This is a genomic window from Klebsiella sp. 141153 (assembly GCF_032601995.1).
Classification (GTDB): Bacteria; Pseudomonadota; Gammaproteobacteria; order Enterobacterales; family Enterobacteriaceae; genus Klebsiella; species Klebsiella aerogenes.
In genome coordinates, this window is record NZ_JAQIRJ010000014.1 from 114,988 (window position 1) to 133,804 (window position 18,817).

Consider the following 18,817-nt stretch of genomic DNA (forward strand, 5'->3'; position numbering starts at 1 on the left):
CGCGATAGCCGGGCCGACGCAGGCGCACTAGATGTGCAGTTCTTGCAGTTTTTCTTTCGGCAGCGCCAGCTCATCGTTGCTGTTGATGCGAACATCACGCTCAATGATGTGGCGGGCGATATCCTGCGCTTCTTCCAGCGAGTGCATGGTGTAGGTTCCGCACTGGTAGACGTTCAGCTCAGGGATCTGATTCTGATCTTTGACTTTCAGCACGTCAGCCATCGCCGCTTTCCAGGCATCTGCCACGCGTTGCTCTTCCGGCGTGCCAATCAGGCTCATGTAGAAACCGGTACGGCAGCCCATCGGAGAGATGTCGATAATTTCCACGCCATTACCGTTCAGGTGATCGCGCATGAAACCAGCAAACAGGTGCTCCAGAGTATGAATGCCGCGCTCCGGCATCACTTCCTGGTTCGGTACGCAGAATCGCAGATCGAAAACGGTGATTTGATCGCCGTGCGGCGTGTTCATTTTCTTCGCGACGCGCACCGCAGGCGCTTCCATTCGGGTATGGTCGACTGTGAAACTATCTAACAACGGCATTCTTCACCTCCGATAGTGATTTTTTTTAAAATAAAATGAACTCTTCGTTCAACAGCGAGTCTGAGTATATGAAAGACGCGCATTTATTATCATCATCATCCCTGAATCAGAGATGAAAGTTTGGCCACAGTGATGTGGCCTTTTTCTTTTGTAGCGCTTTTTACTACGCGTGTCGTGCTAAAAGCGCCTCGAACGGCTCGCTATCTTCCGCTTCTACTTTCTTCTGCCGCGCGACCGACGCATCACGTTCGGCGATAAAATCATCTTCGCTTAAAATTTCCAGCGGTTCATCGCGCAGCATCGTACGATACTCATCAGCCAGCTTACGCCCGGTACCGCCAATCCCTTCTTCAATCATAGAACGCAGAATGCGCGCTGAGAAAGTTAATTCCGGATCGTCGAAGCAGGCTAATAGCTCATCGCACACCTGTTGATACGCCTCGCCGCCGTGGATGCTGTCCAGCGTTTGCGCCACGCGGCGTAAATCACGGAACAGATCTTTACCCACCTGCGCCAGCGGGAACTGCGCGCTTTCGCAGCCAATTCCCAGCGTCAGGCCCGGTTTGCGGCCTTCAAGAATCACCCGGTTCCAGTTAGTACGGGTACACAGCAGTTCGCTGCTGCTCATCTCCGGCGCATCGGCCAGCACGCACCAGACCATAAACAGATCGAGGAAGCGCACCTGCTGCTCATCCACGCCAATCGGCGAGAATGGGTTGATATCCAGCGAACGCACTTCGATATACTCAATGCCGCCGCGCAGCAGCGCATCGGACGGCGTTTCACCGCTACGGGTCACCCGTTTCGGGCGAATCGGCGCGTACAGCTCGTTTTCAATCTGCAGAATATTGCTGTTGATCTGCAGATGCTTACCGTCTTTCTCAAGCCCGATTTTAGCGTACTCTTCCGATGGCGTTTTAATCGCCCGCTTCAATCCTGCCACATACTCATGCAGATCGTTAAACGTAATTCCGAGATTGCTTTGCGACTTATTGGTATAACCGAGGTCGCTAAGACGCAGAGAAGTGGCGTATGGCAGGTAGTACATGCCGTTTCCGGCCTTCTCAAACGGCAGAGTCGTCGGTTTGCCTTGCAGGAACGAGGAGCAAATCGCCGGCGACGCGCCGAACAGGTACGGAATTACCCAACCGAAACGGTAGTAGTTACGAATCGAGCGGAAATAACCGGCCGAGATCGCCTCTTTGCCGCTTTCCGCGTCTTCCACGCCGCACTTGGCCTGCCAGAACGCCATCGGCAGCGAGAAGTTATAGTGCACGCCAGAAATGGTTTGCATCAGCGCGCCGTAGCGGTTTTTCAGCCCTTCGCGATACAACGTCTTCAGACGGCCAACGTTAGAGGTACCGTACTGCGCCAGTTCAATTTCCTGACCCGGCGCGATATAGCACGGCATGCTCAGCGGCCACATCCGCTCGTCGCCGAGCTGGCGGGCGGTGAAGCGATGCACATCGCGCAGGAAAGTCAGCATATGATCGACATCGCCATCCACTGGGGTAATAAACTCCAGCAGGGCTTCGGCAAAATCAGTGGTAATCCATTTATGGGTCAGCGCCGAACCTAAAGCTAAAGGATGGCCGGTAGTGGCCAGCGTGCCGTCGGCGTTAACGCGCAGCGTTTCGCGCTCAAGCCCACGTTTAATGCCTTGCAGCGCCTGCGGATTTTTTTCCAGCCAGGCCAGCGCCTGTGATACATCCGGGATCAATTTGACCTCCCGCCTGTCGAAATCGTTTGAATTAGCATAATTGTAATGGTTGAACAATCAGTCCAATTAGTGCCACCACGTCATGCCCTGAAGGGTTGCCGCCGCAATGACGATATAACGCAACGCCTTACCAAGGCATAAAAAAAAGAGCACTGGTCCCCAGGAAATGCGCATCCATCCCGCCAGTAAACACAGCAAATCGCCTATAACAGGCGCCCAGCTCAATAATAATGTCACCGCGCCATAGCGTTTAAGCCAGCCGGTTGCCCTCTCCTGCCAGCGCGACTGCTTGCGCAGCGGAAACAGGCGCCCCAGAATAACGTTAGTTACCCCTCCAAGGCTATTGCCGATTGTTGCTATTAATACCAGCAGCCACGGTTGACTTGCCCCCGTAAGAAGCATAGCAACCAGCACCACTTCCGAGTTGCCGGGCAGTAAAGTGGCGCTTAAAAAGCTGCTGGCAAAAAGCGACAGGAGCGACAGCGCGTCGCTCACAACAGACGCACATCCACAGCATCCATACCCGCGCGCTTCGCCGCTTCCAGACCGAAGTCGGCATCTTCAAAGACCACGCAGGTTTCCGGCGCTACGCCCATGCGCTCCGCGCATAGCAGGAAGGTATCTGGCGCAGGTTTATGTTGCGTCACGTGATCGGCAGCCACCACCGCGGAGAAGTAGTGGCGCAGGCCGAGATGCGCCAGTAGCGCTTCGGCGACGGCGCTTTCGCTACCGGTGCCGACCGACATCGGGCGACGGCCATGCCACTCCTTTACCACGTCAATGAGCGGTAACGGGCGCACGCTATCCAGCAGCATCGCTTTAACGGCCACAGTTTTTTCCTGCGCCAGACGATGCGGATCTAAATCAGCCTGATTCAGCTCAATGATCGCCTGGGCAATACGCCAGGTTGGAGAACCGTTGAGCGCGACCACGGCCTGTTCATCGAAACGCATACCGTAACGGCCCAATACTTCACGCCATGCCTTACGATGCGTCGGCTCGGTATCGAGGATGGTGCCATCCATATCGAAAATCAGTCCTGCGTAACGTTGGTACATCGTGTTCTCACAAACAGGATAAGGAAACGTTACTGTATCGCAAAAGGCGGGTTTTGTCGCGGGGGGCCAGAGACCGCAAAGGCGCCCGCAGGCGCCTTAAGTAATTAGGGAGTGCAAAAATCGCTTTATTTGATTCGCAGGTCGTTCTCAACCACGCGCACGCCCTGTACGCGACGGGTGACCTCTACCGCACGTTTAGCGCTCTCAGCCGACGATACAAAACCGCTCAGCTGTACGCGGCCTTTAAAGGTCTGCACGCTAATTTCTGAGGATTTGATATCTTTTTCGTTAAACAGCGCGCTTTTAACCTTGGTGGTTACCACGGTATCGTCAATATAACCGCCGGTGCTTTCTTTGGTGGACGATCCGGCACAGCCTGCCAGAGATACGGCGACCAGAAGCGTTGCGCAAAAGGCAGGTATTGCTTTGAACCATTTCATTGATTTCTCTCCTTGCATTCATCACACCCGGTTCAGGTAGATCTACAGGGATAAATTATAGTGGAAAGAGCGACTTGCCAATAAGAAATGTGTTGATTATCGAGGAGATAAAATGCGTCGTACTGAGGGGATGAAAATTGAAGAGTTTTGTTGAAGAGAATATGGTGCATCCGGGAGGATTCGAACCTCCGACCGCTCGGTTCGTAGCCGAGTACTCTATCCAGCTGAGCTACGGATGCATCGGAATAACTAGTTTACTACAGAGTTCATCTGAATAATTCAGAATCAGGCAAGAATGGTGCATCCGGGAGGATTCGAACCTCCGACCGCTCGGTTCGTAGCCGAGTACTCTATCCAGCTGAGCTACGGATGCATCGGAATAACTAGTTTACTACAGAATTCATCTGAATAATTCAGAATCAGGCAAGAATGGTGCATCCGGGAGGATGACTCGTCTACGCCTCGCCCTACGGGCCGTTGCTTACGCAACGTTATCCTCCCTGGTGCTGACGAAAATTTCGCAGACCATGTAACAACGATATTGCTGTTACTAAGGAGAATATGGTGCATCCGGGAGGATTCGAACCTCCGACCGCTCGGTTCGTAGCCGAGTACTCTATCCAGCTGAGCTACGGATGCATCGGGAAACTTGCTTTACTACGCGTCAGTGTCACAACTAACACATGCCACACTGAGTATGATGGAGTAATCGGTAGAGTGACTCGATTACGCCTCGCACTGCGGGCCGCTGCTTTCACAGCGTTCTTCTTTCTGTTTACAGAGAGAAGATGGTGCATCCGGGAGGATTACTCGGCTGCGCCTCGCCCTACGGGCCGTTGTTTACTCAACGTTATCCTCCCTGGTGTTGGCGATAATTTCGCAAACTTTGCAACAACGATATCGCTGTTACCCAAGAGAAGATGGTGCATCCGGGAGGATTCGAACCTCCGACCGCTCGGTTCGTAGCCGAGTACTCTATCCAGCTGAGCTACGGATGCAAAATGGCGGTGAGGCGGGGATTCGAACCCCGGATGCAGCTTTTGACCGCATACTCCCTTAGCAGGGGAGCGCCTTCAGCCTCTCGGCCACCTCACCACACAACACGCCTCTTGCGAGTGCTTCGAAGAACTTGTTTCTGCTCTTCGTCGCTGCGATGGCGCACATATTACTTTCTGAGACTTATAAGTCAAACAATTTTTCGAGAGCTTTCTCCGTTTGCACACTTCACGCGCAATTAGCCTGCAAAAACGGCAAAAAGAGTATTTTATCAACAGGAAATAGCCCTTTACGGCCACTCAAAAGCGACAACGAAAAATGACGCACGGCGAATAAAAACAAAAGAGAGGATGTCGCGAGAGAAGAAAAAGGAGAAGAAAAGAGAAAAACGACCGCCGGAGGGATGCGCCTCACAATAAAGCGAGGCGCGGAAAGCTTAGTAACTGGACTGCTGGGATTTTTCAGCCTGGATACGCTGGTAGATTTCTTCACGATGTACAGAGACTTCTTTAGGGGCGTTGACACCAATACGTACCTGGTTACCCTTAACCCCTAAAACTGTCACAGTGACCTCATCTCCAATCATGAGGGTCTCACCAACTCGACGAGTCAGAATCAGCATTCTTTGCTCCTTGAAAGATTAAAAGAGTCGGGTCTCTCGCATCCCGGCATTATCCATCATATAACGCCAAAAAGTAAGCGATGACAAACACCTCGCGGTGTAAGCAGTCACGGCATCACATTCTGTTAAACCTAAGTTTAGCCGATCTACACAACTTCAACCCGACTTTATCGTTATCAGTACTTATGACGCAAGATGCCGCTCCCATCAGGTTACGGCACCTATACCCGTCATACTTCAAGTTGCATGTATGTTGGCTTTCCTCACTCACCCCAGTCACTTACTTGAGTAAGCTCCTGGGGATTCGCTGCGTCGCCGCCTTCCTGCAACTCGAATTATTTAGGGTAAATGCGTTTATAGTTATTACAGTTTTGCGCTGACCCAGCCTTTCACACTGGCTAACGCAGCAGGGAGAGCAGACGCATCGGTACCGCCGGCTTGCGCCATATCCGGACGACCGCCCCCTTTACCGCCCACCTGCTGGGCGACCATACCAACCAGCTCCCCTGCTTTCACGCGGTCTGTCACATCCTTAGACACACCTGCAATCAGAGAAACCTTACCATCCGCTACCGTAGCTAATACAACGACCGTCGAACCGAGCTGGTTTTTCAGATCATCAACCATGGTACGCAGCATTTTCGGCTCAACGCCGGCCAGCTCGCTAACCAGCAGCTTAACACCGTTAATTTCTTCCGCTTTACTGGAGAGATTAGCGCTCTCCTGCGCCGCAGCCTGCTCTTTCAGCTGCTGCAGCTCTTTTTCCAACTGACGGGTACGCTCAAGCGCCGCGCGAACTTTATCGCCGATGCTGTGGCTATCGCCCTTCAGCAGCTGGGCGATATCGCTGAGCTGATCGCTCTGCGCATGCAGGCTGGCAATCGCCCCTTCGCCGGTCACCGCTTCAATACGGCGCACGCCTGCGGCGGTACCGGATTCAGAGGTAATACGGAACAGGCCGATATCACCGGTACGCGCCGCGTGAGTACCGCCGCACAGCTCGGTGGAGAAATCGCCCATCCGCAGTACGCGAACGCGATCGTCGTATTTCTCGCCGAACAGCGCCATGGCGCCGGATTCACGCGCGGCATCGATATCCATGATATTGGTTTCGATAGCCAGGTTACGGCGGATCTGGGCGTTCACCAGATCTTCCACCGCTCTAATTTCTTCCGGCTTCATCGCTTCAAAATGCGAGAAGTCAAAACGCAGCGCTTTATCGTTAACCAGCGAGCCTTTCTGCGCCACGTGGGTACCGAGAACCTGGCGCAGCGCCGCGTGCATCAGGTGCGTCGCGGAATGGTTGAGACGAATACGCTGACGGCGAGCCTGATCGACATCGGCCTGCACCGCGTCACCCACTTTCAGGGAACCGCTGGCGACTTTACCGATATGACCAATAGCCTGGCCGTACTTCTGCGTATCGCTGACCGTGAAGGAGAAGCCAGCGCCTTTCAGTTCGCCTTTATCGCCTACCTGACCGCCGGATTCCGCATAGAATGGCGTCTGGTCGAGGACTACAACCGCATCCTGACCCGCGCTGACGCTATCAACCGCTTTGCCGTCGATGAACAGCGCAGTCACTTTGCCGTTCAGTTCCAGATGATCGTAGCCTTTAAATTCCGATGCGCCGTCAACGCGAATCATCGCGTTATAGTCAGCGCCGAAACCGCTGGACTCGCGCGCGCGGCGGCGCTGCTCTTCCATCGCGGCTTCAAAGCCTGCTTCGTCAACCTTGATGTTGCGCTCGCGGCAGACGTCCGCCGTCAGATCAACCGGGAAGCCATAGGTGTCATACAGACGGAAGGCGGTTTCGCCGTCCAGCGTGTCGCCTTTAAGCTTCGACAGTTCCTCGTCCAGCAGCGCCAGTCCGCGCTCAAGTGTGCGCGCAAACTGCTCTTCTTCGGTTTTCAGCACCTGCTCTACCAGAGCCTGCTGCTGTTTCAGCTCTTCACCGGCGGCGCCCATCACGTCGATAAGCGGAGCAACCAGTTTCCAGAAGAAGGTGTCCTTCGCGCCCAGCATGTTGCCGTGACGAATCGCGCGGCGAATGATACGACGCAGCACGTAGCCGCGGTTTTCATTCGACGGGATCACGCCATCAGCAATCAGGAATGCGCAGGAACGAATGTGGTCGGCGATAACGCGCAGCGACTTGTTAGTCAGATCGGTCGCGCCGGTGACTTTCGCCACGCTCGCAATCAGATTGCGGAACAGGTCGATGTCATAGTTGGAGTTAACGTGCTGCAGAACAGCGGCAATACGCTCCAGCCCCATACCGGTATCAACGGACGGCTTCGGCAGCGGCTCCATGGTACCGTCAGCCTGACGGTTGAACTGCATGAAGACGATGTTCCAGATCTCAATGTAACGGTCGCCATCTTCTTCCGGGCTTCCCGGAGGGCCGCCCCAGATGTGATCGCCATGGTCAAAGAAGATTTCGGTGCACGGGCCGCACGGACCGGTATCGCCCATCTGCCAGAAGTTATCAGAAGCAAACGGCGCGCCTTTGTTGTCGCCGATGCGGATAATACGCTCGCGCGGAACGCCCACTTCATTGGCCCAGATGTCGAAAGCTTCGTCATCGGTCTCGTAAACGGTAACCCACAGTTTTTCTTTCGGCAGGGCGAACCAGTTCTCACCGGTCAGCAGTTCCCATGCATATTTGATGGCATCCTGCTTGAAGTAATCGCCGAAGCTGAAGTTGCCCAGCATTTCGAAGAAGGTGTGGTGACGCGCGGTGTAACCGACGTTTTCCAGATCGTTGTGTTTACCGCCCGCACGCACGCAACGCTGCGCGGTGGTCGCGCGCGAATAATTACGTTTGTCGAGACCAAGGAAGACATCCTTGAACTGGTTCATCCCGGCGTTGGTAAACAGCAGGGTCGGATCGTTGTGCGGCACCAGGGAGCTGCTGGCAACTACCTGATGTCCCTTACTATGGAAAAAGTCGAGAAACGCCTGACGGATCTCAGCGGTGCTCTTGCTCATAATTATCCTGAAATCAAGCTACACTTCATCCTTCAAGTCGCCTCTGACCTGGCGGAACGTCCTCTCCCGGTAGTGAACTCACGTACGCCCCAGAAGCTGTTCTCTCTTGCCGCCGTGATGCAGCTTGAATGATTTTGTGTATAAGGAATAATCGCCCTGGACGCTGATTATGCAATCACAAGCAGCGGCCCGACGGAATAAAGTGGGAATAAGATAAGTTTTCTTTAGAGGGAAGTAAAATCCCCGATGGGTCAATCTGCAAAATTTCGCCAGATTTCCTGGATATCTTCCATCAGATAGCCGCGGTACAGCAAAAATCGCTGGATTTTAACTTTTTCAGTAAAGGCGGTAGGTAACGGTTCGCCGTATTTACGCTGCGCCTGCTCTTTCGCCAGCGCCGCCCAGTCGATTTCACACTCGCGCATCGCGCTTTCGATGTCGCTGCGGCCAATGCCCTTTTGATTCAACTCCTGGCGGATACGTGCCGGCCCATAGCCCTTGCGGCTCCGGCTGGCAATAAACTGGCGAACAAAACGCTGGTCATCAAGATAGCGGTTTTCCAGGCACCAGCCGACAACCTGTTCGAGCTCTTCCGGCGTAATGTCCAGCTTTTCAGGGCCGTTTTTACTCATTACCGGCGCCGCCAGCTTACGCCGCAGCTCCTGTTCGCTATGATCGCGCATCGCCAGAATACGAATTGCGCGATCCAACAGACGCGCATAGCCGGAGCGGCGTGGTGAAGTCTCAGTCACAGGCACCTCGATAATCTAAGAAAAGCAAAAGGGCCGCATCAGCAGCCCTTTGTTACTCTTTTAGACGATATCAGAAATCTTGTTCGGTTTCTTCTGCGTCGTTGCCGTCAACCGCGAAGTCCGGCGTGGAGTCCTGGTTGTTGAGCAGCAGTTCGCGAACCTTCTTCTCAATTTCTTTCGCCGCCGCCGGGTTATCTTTCAGCCAGGAGATTGCGTTCGCTTTACCCTGACCGATTTTGTCGCCGTTGTAGCTATACCAGGCACCTGCTTTTTCAATCAGCTTCTCTTTCACGCCGAGGTCAACCAGCTCGCCGAAGAAGTTGATGCCTTCACCGTAGAGGATCTGGAATTCAGCCTGTTTGAACGGCGCGGCGATTTTGTTTTTCACCACTTTCACGCGGGTTTCGCTGCCGACGACGTTGTCGCCCTCTTTCACCGCGCCGATGCGGCGAATGTCCAGACGCACGGAAGCGTAGAACTTCAGCGCGTTACCACCGGTGGTGGTTTCCGGGTTACCGAACATCACGCCGATTTTCATACGGATCTGGTTGATGAAGATCAGCAGCGTGTTGGACTGCTTCAGGTTACCAGCCAGTTTACGCATCGCCTGGCTCATCATACGCGCCGCGAGGCCCATGTGAGAGTCGCCGATTTCGCCTTCGATTTCCGCCTTCGGCGTCAGCGCCGCCACGGAGTCGACGACGATAACGTCTACCGCGCCGGAACGCGCCAGCGCGTCACAGATTTCCAGCGCCTGCTCGCCGGTATCCGGCTGGGAGCACAGCAGGTTGTCGATATCAACGCCCAGCTTGCGGGCATATACCGGATCCAGCGCGTGTTCGGCATCGATGAACGCACAGGTTTTGCCTTCACGCTGCGCTGCGGCGATAACCTGCAGCGTCAGGGTAGTTTTACCCGATGATTCCGGCCCGTAGATCTCAACGATACGGCCCATTGGCAGACCGCCTGCGCCGAGCGCGATATCCAGAGAAAGCGAACCGGTGGAGATGGTTTCCACGTCCATGGAACGGTCTTCACCCAGGCGCATGATGGAGCCTTTACCGAATTGCTTTTCGATCTGGCCCAGTGCTGCCGCCAACGCTTTCTGTTTGTTTTCGTCGATCGCCATTGTTACTCCTGTCATGCGAGGTGAAGCGCGTTCGCTTCGCCGTTAATATTTGTTCAGTTGAGGCAATTATACTGTATGGTCATACAGTATCAAGTATTTTGTAGAAATTGTTGCCAGAGCAGATTTAACGCATAGGCCGTCGCCTGACGACGCACCGCTTCGCGGTCTCCGGCAAAGCATTCGCGGCGGGTCACGCCCTGCCCGTTCGCACAGGCGACGCCGAACCACACGGTGCCGACGGGCTTCTCCGCGCTGCCGCCGTCCGGGCCGGCGATACCGCTGACCGATACCGCATAGGTGGCGCGCGCCGCGCGTAGCGCGCCAATTGCCATCTCGACAACCACCGGTTCGCTCACCGCGCCGTTATCCAGTAACGTCACTTCGCTCACGCCAATCATCTGCGATTTGGCTTCGTTGCTATAGGTCACGAAACCGCGCTCAAACCACGCTGAGCTACCGGCAATATCGGTCAGCGCTTTGGCTATCCAGCCGCCGGTGCAGGACTCCGCGGTGGTCACCGTCGCGCCCTGCGCTTTCAGCGCCAGCCCAACCTGTTCGCTTAGCTGCATTAATTCTGAATCGGTCATTTTCGCCCCGCTTAAGCCAGATAAAGAGGCCATCAAAGATAGCACTTTCGGCAGAGATATGGGGACGAGCTGGTGATTTTACGAGGGGGGATCCAAAAATGGGCCGTCCCGCTGCAACCAGGACGACCAGACAACTCGCTACTTCATACTATTGACGATGAGCTCGACGTTATGGCGCAGCATTTTAACGTAGCTATCGGCCACGCCGCCCGGCTTAGACAGCGCTTCCGGATAGAGTTCGCCGCCCGGTTGCGCCCCCGTCGCGCCAGCGATTTGCTGCACCAGACGCGGGTCCAGCTGGTTCTCCATAAACCAGGTATGCACGCCATCGGCTTTGATTTGCTTAATCAACGCCGCCACCTGCGCCGCGCTAGCTTCGCTCTCGGATGAGAGTCCCTGCGGCGCAAGGAACGTCACGTGGTAAGCGCGGCCAAAATAGCCGAAAGCATCATGGCTGGTCAGCACTTTACGCTTCACCTGCGGGATGGCGCTAAACTGCGCCTTCGCCCAGCCGTCAATTGCCGTCAGCTGCTCGATATAACGCTTACCGCGGCTCTGGAGCGCCGCTTTATCCTGCGGGTCGGCTTTCACCAGGCCATCAAGGATATTCTGCGCGTACAACGCGCCATTAGCGGCGCTATTCCAGGCGTGGGGATCGGTCACCGTTTTACCGTCTTCATCAAGGGTATGCGTCTTAACCCCTTTTGACGCCACCACTAATTCGCCCTTAAAACCGGACGCTTTCACCAGCCGATCCAGCCACCCTTCCAGACCAAGCCCGTTGACCACCACCACGTCGGCTTTGCTGAGCAGCGCGCTATCCTTCGGTGAAGGTTCAAAGGTGTGCGGATCGCCATCCGGCCCTACCAGCGTATCGACATGAACATGCTCGCCGCCGACCTGCTGCACCATATCGCCCAGCACCGAAAAGCTGCTTACCACGTTCAGCGTTTTTGCTATCGCCCCCTGCGCCATCAGCCCCACGGCTAACGCCATCACCACTGCACTTCGTTTCATCATTTCCTTACCCCATTAATTTGCGCCAGCCAACGACCAGCCGGCTGCGCGTGCCAAAAAACACTGAAATAAAAAACAGTACGCTGGCGGTCAGCACGATGGCGGGCCCGGCGGGTAAATTCACTGCCCACGAAAGGCTCAATCCCATCCAGGCGCAAAACGCGCCGATCGCCGCCGCCAGCAACAAAATGCCCGGCAGCGTTCGCGCCCAGCAGCGCGCCGCTACCGCGGGCAACATCATCAGCCCTACCGCCATTAACGTGCCGAGCACCTGAAACCCCGCCACCAGGTTCAGTACCAATAGCGCGAGAAACAGGCCGTGCAGCAGCGCCGGTAGCCGCCGCGCGTTGACCTGTAGCCAGGCGCTATCGAACGCCTCGCTGACCAGCCCGCGATAAAACAGCGCAATGCACAGCAGCGTCAGGCTCGCCACGCCGGTGACAAAGAACGCCGCGTCGCTATCCACCGCCAGAATCGAACCGAACAGCAGGTGCAGCAGATCGACGCTGGAGCCGCGCAGCGAGACCAGCGTGACGCCAAGGGCCAGCGAGCCGAGGTAAAACCCGGCAAAACTGGCGTCCTCTTTGAGCGGCGTTCGCCGGCTGACCCACCCCGCCACCAGCGCCACCGCGATCCCGGCGATAAATCCGCCAACGCTCATCGCCAGCAGCGACATGCCGTTAAGGAGATAACCCGCCGCCACTCCCGGCAGAATGGCGTGCGACAGCGCATCGCCCATCAGGCTCATCCGTCGCAGCAGCAATAGCACGCCTAACATGGTGGTGCTCAGCGACAGCGCGAAGCACACCACCAGCGCCCGGCGCATAAAGCCAAATTCAATAAAAGGTTGAAAAAAGGTATGCCAGATCATGCCTGCCTCGCGGTGTTGAAGGCGGGAAGCACACTTGACGTCTCGCCCCAGCGCGCGTGCTGGGGTTCAAGCAGCAGCGTCTCGGGAAAGAAATCGGCCACGCACTGGTTATCGTGCAGCACCGCCAGTATCGTTTGCCCCTGGCGGTGCATATCGACGATAAGCGCCATCAGCTCGCGGCTGGTGGCCTCATCGACGCCGGTAAACGGCTCGTCCAACATCACCAGCGGCGCCTGTTGCACCATCACCCTGGCAAAGAGCATGCGCTGGAACTGGCCGCCCGAGAGCTCTTCAATTGGCGTATTAGTCAGCGCGCTGATCCCCACCCGCTCGAGCGCCGCGGCGATGCGCCGACGCTCGTCGCCGCCCAGACCGCGCAGCAGCGAGACCCGCGGCCAGGCCCCCTGACTGACGACATCGCGCACCAGCAGCGGAAACTGTGATTCCAGGGCATGGCGCTGCGCCAGCCAGCCGACCACGGGCCGCCCTTTGCGCCAGTTAAGCCGTCCGCTAACCGGTGGAATAAATCCAGCCAGCGTTTTCAGCAGCGTCGATTTACCGCAGCCATTAAGCCCGACAATCGCCGTCAGGCTTCCCGCCGCAATCACGCCGCTCATCGCCGGAGTGATTGCCATGCCTTCATACCCGGCAACCAGATGATCCAACTCAATCATGGCAGCGCCACCGCCCACCATGTGGCCAGCCATAGCGCCGCCAGCAGTCCGCAGGCGATTGCCACGCGCGCCGCGCCGGATGCCATAAAAACCGATGTGAACATATTCCCGCCCCAATAAAATGTTATAACATAACAATATGGGATTCAGAAAAGAATGTAAATCTGCGTCAGCGAGAGGAAATGTAACAAAGGTCAACAAAAGGCATGCAGAAGGGAAAAAACGGATGGATAAGCGCGGCGTCCCGGGGCTACCAACCGGATACCAGACCGTAGCCCGGATAAGGCGCTACGCGCCGCCATCCGGGGAACTCGAAATCTGTCGGCTGGATGAAAGGATCAATACCCGCCGCGGGCCTGCGAAACCGCCAGCCCCAGCTGCCAGACAGCCATCGCGTAGTGGGTGCTGTGGTTATATCGGGTGATAGTGTAGAAGTTCGGCAGACCATACCAGTACTGGTACCCGGTGCCGATATCCAGCCGCAGCAGACTGGCCTGCTGATGGTTGCCCAGCGGCTGCGTTGGGGTTAACCCCGCCGCCGACAGCTGTGAAATGCTGTATTTGGTTTTAAAGCCGTTATCCAGACCCGGCGCCTGGCCCAGCGCCTGCACCGCAACGTTATCGCCGCTCACCCAGCCGTGCTGTTTAAAGTAGTTCGCCACGCTGCCGATGGCATCAACCGGATCCCACAGGTTGATATGTCCATCGCCGTTGAAGTCCACCGCGTATTGCTTATAGGACGACGGCATAAACTGGCCGTAGCCCATCGCGCCGGCAAAGGAGCCTTTCAGATCCAGCGGGTCATCGCTTTCGCTGCGCGCCATCAGCAGGAAGGTTTCCAGCTCAGAGGAGAAGTATTCCGCGCGGCGCGGATAGTTGAATGACAGCGTCGCCAGCGCATCGAGGATGCGCGTTTTGCCCATCACCCGGCCCCAACGGGTTTCCACGCCGATAATGCCGACGATGATTTCCGGCGGTACGCCGTAGACCTGATACGCGCGGTTCAGCGCGTCCTGATACTGGTTCCAGAACACCACGCCGTTCTGCACGTTATCCGGCGTAATAAACTGTTTCTTATAGCGTAACCAGGCGCCGTTTGGCCCGGTCGGCGGCAGCCCGCTCGGCGCCTGGCGATCCATCAGTCGCAACACGTAGTCCAGGCGCTTGGCCTGCGACAGGATCTCCTGGAGCTGCTGTCTATCGAAGCCGTGCTTCGCCACCATCTTATCGATGAACTGCGCCGCCGCTGGGTTATTGGCGAAATCGCCGCCCATCTGCATCACGTTATGCTGCGGTTCCAGCAAAAAGCCGCCGGTTCCGCTCGCCATCTCCGCTTCCGCGGGGGTCTTAGGTTTGCTGCTGCAGGCAGCGAGAAGTGCACATAAAGGGAGTAAAGCCAGATAGCGACGCTTCAACATGGGAATTCCATTTAACAAAATCGGCAAAGGGTAATTATGGTAAAGCATGCGCCCGCCAACAAGGAAGCGGCAATACATTTGCAGACAAAATAGTTCTTTTTTTGCACGTTCTCCGCATTCGATCCGCACGTTAATTTTTTCACTCATCGCGCACAAACTTTCAAAATAAAATATTTATCTTTCATTTTGCGATCAATTTAACACTTTTAAACCTTTCAAAGTGATTAAAATCAGCCTCCAGTTAGCAAGAAAAATAATACGCTGAAGGAGAGAACAATGATTGAAATCGTTACCCACGGCGCTGAGTGGTTCATCGGCCTGTTTCAGAAAGGCGGCGAGGTGTTTACCGGTATGGTGACCGGTATCCTGCCGCTGCTGATAAGCCTGCTGGTGATCATGAACGCGCTGATCAACTTTATCGGCCAGCAGCGGATCGAAAAGCTGGCGCAGCGCTGCGCCGGCAACCCGCTTACCCGTTACCTGCTGCTGCCCTGCATCGGCACCTTTGTCTTCTGCAATCCCATGACCTTAAGCCTTGGCCGCTTTATGCCGGAGAAATACAAACCGAGCTACTACGCGGCGGCCTCCTATAGCTGTCATTCGATGAACGGACTGTTTCCGCACATCAACCCCGGCGAGCTGTTTGTTTATCTCGGCATCGCCAACGGCCTCACCACGCTAGGCCTGCCGCTTGGCCCGCTGGCGGTGAGCTACCTGCTGGTTGGCCTGGTAACCAACTTCTTCCGCGGCTGGGTCACCGACCTGACCACCTCTATTTTCGAGAGAAAAATGGCGATTCAACTTGACCAGAAAGTGCGTCTGTCAGGAGCGACATCATGACCCGTATTCGTATTGAAAAAGGGACCGGCGGTTGGGGCGGCCCGCTTGAGCTCGACGTCGTTGAGGGCAAAAAGATTGTCTATATCACCGCAGGCACCCGCCCGGCGATCGTCGATACGCTCGCCAGCCTGACCGGCTGGCAGGCGGTTGATGGATTTAAAGAGGGTGAACCGGCGGAAAGCGAAATCGGCATCGCCATTATTGACTGCGGCGGTACCCTACGCTGCGGCCTCTATCCGAAGCGCCGTATTCCGACCATCAACATCCACGCCACCGGTAAATCCGGGCCGCTGGCGCAGTACATCGTCGAAGATATTTACGTCTCCGGAGTAAAAGAAGAGAACATCAAACTGCTGGAAGATAGCGGCGAGACGGCAGTGCAACCACTCCCCGCCGCGGGCCGCGATTACGATACCAGCAAGAAGATTACCGAACAGAGCGACGGCCTGCTGGCTAAGGTCGGGATGGGGATGGGTTCAGTGGTCGCGGTGCTGTTCCAGGCCGGGCGCGACACCATTGATACGGTGCTGAAAACCATTCTGCCGTTTATGGCCTTCGTCTCGGCGCTGATCGGCATCATCATGGCCTCCGGCATCGGCGATTGGATTGCCCACGGCCTGGCGCCGCTCGCCAGCCATCCGCTGGGGCTGGTGACGCTGGCGCTGATCTGCTCCTTCCCGTTGTTATCGCCGTTTCTCGGCCCCGGCGCGGTGATAGCCCAGGTGATCGGCGTGCTGATCGGCGTCCAGATCGGCCTTGGCAACATTCCACCGCACCTCGCCCTGCCCGCGCTGTTTGCCATTAATGCCCAGGCCGCCTGCGATTTTATCCCGGTAGGCCTGTCGCTGGCCGAAGCCCGTCAGGATACCGTACGCGTCGGCGTGCCGTCGGTGCTGGTCAGCCGCTTCCTCACCGGCGCGCCAACCGTGCTGATCGCGTGGTTCGTTTCCGGATTTATTTACCAATAAGAGGTTCCTGAAGATGACCGTCATTTACCACACCACTATTACCCGTATCGGCGCCAGCGCGGCGACGGCGCTGGAAGAACAGATGCTCATTACCTTCCGCGAGGGCGCCCCGGCGGATATCGAAGAGTATTGCTTTATTCACAACCACGGCGAGCTGTGCGGCGAGCTGCGCCCGGGCGCAGAGCTACAGCTCGGCGATCGGCATTATCCGGTGACCGCCGTCGGCGAGGTCGCCGAGCAAAACCTGCGCGAGCTGGGCCACATCACCCTGCGCTTTGACGGCCATCGTCAGGCGGAGTTTCCCGGAACCGTTCACGTCGCGGGCCCGGTACCGGACGCCATCGCGACCGGCTGTGTACTGAAATTTGTTGCTTAGAAGGAGAGAAAGATGAATCAGGTTGCTGTTGTCATAGGTGGCGGACAAACCTTAGGAGAGTTTCTGTGCCGCGGTCTGGCCGCCGAGGGCTACCGCGTGGCGGTGGTCGATATCCAAAGTGAAAAAGCCAGCCGCGTCGCCCAGGAGATCAACGCTGAATATGGCGAAGGTACGGCATACGGCTTCGGCGCCGACGCCACCAGCGAAGCCAGCGTCACGGCGCTGGCCCACGGCGTAGATGAGATTTTCACGCGCGTCGATCTCCTGGTCTACAGCGCCGGTATCGCTAAGGCCGCCTTTATTAGCGACTTCGCGCTGGGCGATTTTGACCGCTCGCTGCAGGTCAACCTGGTGGGCTATTTCCTCTGCGCCCGCGAGTTCTCACGGCTGATGATCCGCGATGGCATCAAAGGTCGCATCATTCAGATCAACTCGAAATCCGGCAAAGTCGGCAGTAAGCATAACTCAGGCTATAGCGCGGCGAAGTTCGGCGGCGTCGGGCTGACCCAGTCGCTGGCGCTGGATCTGGCGGAATACGGCATTACCGTGCATTCGCTGATGCTCGGCAATCTGTTGAAATCACCGATGTTCCAGTCGCTGCTGCCGCAGTACGCCACCAAGCTCGGCATTGATGAGAGCGAAGTCGAGCAGTACTACATCGATAAGGTGCCGTTGAAACGCGGCTGCGATTACCAGGATGTGCTGAATGTATTGATGTTTTACGCCAGCCCGCAGGCGTCGTACTGCACCGGGCAGTCGATTAACGTCACCGGCGGCCAGGTGATGTTTTAAAAGGTTCCCGGATGGCGCTGCGCTTATCCGGGCAAAAAAACCATAGATACTGTTATCGGTTTGCAACGGTTTTGATTGGGGAAAAACAGTTGTTTTTTATTATTTCAGAGCAGATTGCGCTCCCGATATTTCTTCTGCGTTATGGCTCTCATGGCGCAGGGAGCGCACAGAGGGCGGCCAGTCGCCGCCGCCCTCTGTACTCCCGGGCTCTGGCCGCCAAAATCGCCACTTCGTGGTGCCTTCGACTTATCCCGGCAGGCTCCGGGTCGGGCCGAGGCAGCGTCCCTGCAAATCACGGCCCTCAGCCCGCATCCATGCGGGCTGCCCCGGCCTTCCGGGAACGTCTCTGCGATTTTGAGGCCACCAACACCGCAGTTTCAGTAGCCATGGTTACAAGATAGAGATCTTAAGCTCACAATGGCACGGACCGTAGGCCGGATAAGGCGCAGCCGCCATCCGGCGCGAAAGTAGCTCTTTACCCGCGGTTATTGCCCAGCGGAGCTACGCTTGCGCGGGCCTACAGACCATATGCCGGCGTAGGTCGGGTCAGGCGTTAGCCGCCACCCGACAAAAAACGGTACCCGGGTTGTACCCGGCATCACACCTTCAGGAGACATTATGGTTACCGCACTCATTACCGTCGCCGCTATTGCCTGGCTTTGCCAACTGGCTTTCGGCGGCTGGCAGATCCGCCGCTTCAATCGCGCCTTTGATAGCCTTTGCCAGCAGGGCCGCGTTGGCGTCGGCCGTTCCTCCGGGCGCTTTAAACCGCGCGCGATTGTCGCTATCGCCGTCGATGAAAACGATCGTATTTGCGATACGCTGTTGATGAAGGGACTCACCGTCTTCGCCAGCCCGCGAAAAATTCCCACGCTTACCGGTAAACATCTCGAGGAATTGCAGCCTGATGTGATCTTTCCCAATGATCCGCTCTGTCAGAATGCACTATCATTAGCGCTTAATCCGAAACATGCATAATTTCGTTGTGAAAGTTAATATCTTGCGAAATTATCACTTCGAAAC

19 protein-coding genes and 5 tRNA genes are annotated in these 18,817 nt (G+C 56.3%); 5 read left to right on the forward strand and 19 right to left on the reverse strand.

Annotated elements, in window-relative coordinates:
* Positions 1 to 27 precede the first annotated feature (27 nt).
* The 19 genes from luxS to mltB form a co-directional block, all read right to left on the reverse strand.
* Positions 28 to 543: an S-ribosylhomocysteine lyase gene (gene luxS, locus PGS10_RS22640; RefSeq protein WP_015370064.1), complete on the reverse strand. Its 516-nt coding sequence runs from the start codon at positions 541 to 543 to the stop codon at positions 28 to 30.
* Between the two features lie 163 nt (positions 544 to 706).
* On the reverse strand, positions 707 to 2,263 hold the full coding sequence (gene gshA, locus PGS10_RS22645; protein ID WP_045395218.1) for a glutamate--cysteine ligase: 1,557 nt from the start codon (positions 2,261 to 2,263) through the stop codon (positions 707 to 709).
* A 66-nt stretch (positions 2,264 to 2,329) separates the two neighbouring features.
* Positions 2,330 to 2,758 carry a YqaA family protein gene (locus PGS10_RS22650; RefSeq protein WP_047044328.1) on the reverse strand — a complete coding sequence of 143 codons (429 nt, stop codon included), beginning with the start codon at positions 2,756 to 2,758 and terminating at the stop codon, positions 2,330 to 2,332.
* The gene (gene yqaB, locus PGS10_RS22655; protein WP_045395223.1) at positions 2,755 to 3,321 is read right to left on the reverse strand and encodes a fructose-1-phosphate/6-phosphogluconate phosphatase; all 567 of its coding nucleotides are present in this window, start codon (positions 3,319 to 3,321) and stop codon (positions 2,755 to 2,757) included. Before yqaB ends, PGS10_RS22650 begins: the two co-directional genes overlap by 4 nt.
* A 125-nt stretch (positions 3,322 to 3,446) precedes the next feature.
* Positions 3,447 to 3,761, reverse strand: a complete 315-nt coding sequence (locus PGS10_RS22660; protein ID WP_015370060.1) for a BON domain-containing protein — start codon at positions 3,759 to 3,761, stop codon at positions 3,447 to 3,449.
* 162 nt (positions 3,762 to 3,923) lie between these two features.
* Positions 3,924 to 4,000: transfer RNA gene (locus PGS10_RS22665), tRNA-Arg, on the reverse strand.
* A 57-nt stretch (positions 4,001 to 4,057) separates the two neighbouring features.
* A tRNA-Arg gene (locus PGS10_RS22670) sits at positions 4,058 to 4,134 on the reverse strand.
* 189 nt (positions 4,135 to 4,323) lie between these two features.
* Positions 4,324 to 4,400, reverse strand: a tRNA-Arg gene (locus PGS10_RS22675).
* 282 nt (positions 4,401 to 4,682) lie between these two features.
* Positions 4,683 to 4,759 (reverse strand) — tRNA-Arg (locus PGS10_RS22680).
* Between the two features lie 4 nt (positions 4,760 to 4,763).
* A tRNA-Ser gene (locus tag PGS10_RS22685) sits at positions 4,764 to 4,856 on the reverse strand.
* Between the two features lie 337 nt (positions 4,857 to 5,193).
* Positions 5,194 to 5,379: a carbon storage regulator CsrA gene (gene csrA / locus PGS10_RS22690; RefSeq protein ID WP_000906486.1), complete on the reverse strand. Its 186-nt coding sequence runs from the start codon at positions 5,377 to 5,379 to the stop codon at positions 5,194 to 5,196.
* A 363-nt stretch (positions 5,380 to 5,742) separates the two neighbouring features.
* Positions 5,743 to 8,370, reverse strand: coding sequence for an alanine--tRNA ligase (alaS, locus tag PGS10_RS22695; protein WP_045395419.1), 2,628 nt, complete (start codon positions 8,368 to 8,370; stop codon positions 5,743 to 5,745).
* 251 nt (positions 8,371 to 8,621) lie between these two features.
* Positions 8,622 to 9,122 (reverse strand): recombination regulator RecX, encoded by a 501-nt coding sequence (gene recX / locus PGS10_RS22700; RefSeq protein WP_042894995.1) that lies wholly within the window; start codon positions 9,120 to 9,122, stop codon positions 8,622 to 8,624.
* Positions 9,123 to 9,192: 70 nt separating this feature from the next.
* Positions 9,193 to 10,251, reverse strand: coding sequence for a recombinase RecA (gene recA, locus PGS10_RS22705; RefSeq protein ID WP_015370055.1), 1,059 nt, complete (start codon positions 10,249 to 10,251; stop codon positions 9,193 to 9,195).
* Between the two features lie 89 nt (positions 10,252 to 10,340).
* Positions 10,341 to 10,838 (reverse strand): nicotinamide-nucleotide amidase, encoded by a 498-nt coding sequence (gene pncC / locus PGS10_RS22710; protein WP_020078118.1) that lies wholly within the window; start codon positions 10,836 to 10,838, stop codon positions 10,341 to 10,343.
* 138 nt (positions 10,839 to 10,976) lie between these two features.
* Positions 10,977 to 11,855 (reverse strand): metal ABC transporter substrate-binding protein, encoded by an 879-nt coding sequence (locus PGS10_RS22715; protein ID WP_015703242.1) that lies wholly within the window; start codon positions 11,853 to 11,855, stop codon positions 10,977 to 10,979.
* 7 nt (positions 11,856 to 11,862) lie between these two features.
* The gene (locus tag PGS10_RS22720) at positions 11,863 to 12,726 is read right to left on the reverse strand and encodes a metal ABC transporter permease (RefSeq protein WP_015370052.1); all 864 of its coding nucleotides are present in this window, start codon (positions 12,724 to 12,726) and stop codon (positions 11,863 to 11,865) included.
* Positions 12,723 to 13,433 carry a metal ABC transporter ATP-binding protein gene (locus PGS10_RS22725; protein WP_072033712.1) on the reverse strand — a complete coding sequence of 237 codons (711 nt, stop codon included), beginning with the start codon at positions 13,431 to 13,433 and terminating at the stop codon, positions 12,723 to 12,725. The genes PGS10_RS22720 and PGS10_RS22725 overlap by 4 nt, the downstream gene beginning before the upstream one ends.
* 305 nt (positions 13,434 to 13,738) lie before the next feature.
* Entirely contained in the window at positions 13,739 to 14,818 is a 1,080-nt protein-coding gene (mltB, locus tag PGS10_RS22730; RefSeq protein WP_047079016.1) for a lytic murein transglycosylase B, read from the reverse strand.
* Between the two features lie 276 nt (positions 14,819 to 15,094).
* Between mltB and srlA the strand changes: the two genes are divergently transcribed.
* From srlA to gutM, 5 genes are all read left to right on the forward strand, one after another.
* On the forward strand, positions 15,095 to 15,658 hold the full coding sequence (srlA, locus tag PGS10_RS22735) for a PTS glucitol/sorbitol transporter subunit IIC (RefSeq protein ID WP_015370048.1): 564 nt from the start codon (positions 15,095 to 15,097) through the stop codon (positions 15,656 to 15,658).
* Complete coding sequence (gene srlE / locus PGS10_RS22740; protein WP_047044135.1) at positions 15,655 to 16,626, forward strand: PTS glucitol/sorbitol transporter subunit IIB; 972 nt, start codon at positions 15,655 to 15,657, stop codon at positions 16,624 to 16,626. Before srlA ends, srlE begins: the two co-directional genes overlap by 4 nt.
* A 13-nt stretch (positions 16,627 to 16,639) precedes the next feature.
* Complete coding sequence (gene srlB / locus PGS10_RS22745) at positions 16,640 to 17,002, forward strand: PTS glucitol/sorbitol transporter subunit IIA (protein ID WP_015703247.1); 363 nt, start codon at positions 16,640 to 16,642, stop codon at positions 17,000 to 17,002.
* Positions 17,003 to 17,014: 12 nt separating this feature from the next.
* A complete protein-coding gene (gene srlD / locus PGS10_RS22750; protein ID WP_008806161.1) occupies positions 17,015 to 17,794 on the forward strand; it encodes a sorbitol-6-phosphate dehydrogenase in 780 nt (259 codons plus the stop codon).
* A 618-nt stretch (positions 17,795 to 18,412) separates the two neighbouring features.
* Positions 18,413 to 18,772 (forward strand): transcriptional regulator GutM, encoded by a 360-nt coding sequence (gene gutM / locus PGS10_RS22755; protein WP_047067140.1) that lies wholly within the window; start codon positions 18,413 to 18,415, stop codon positions 18,770 to 18,772.
* Positions 18,773 to 18,817: the final 45 nt, after the last annotated feature.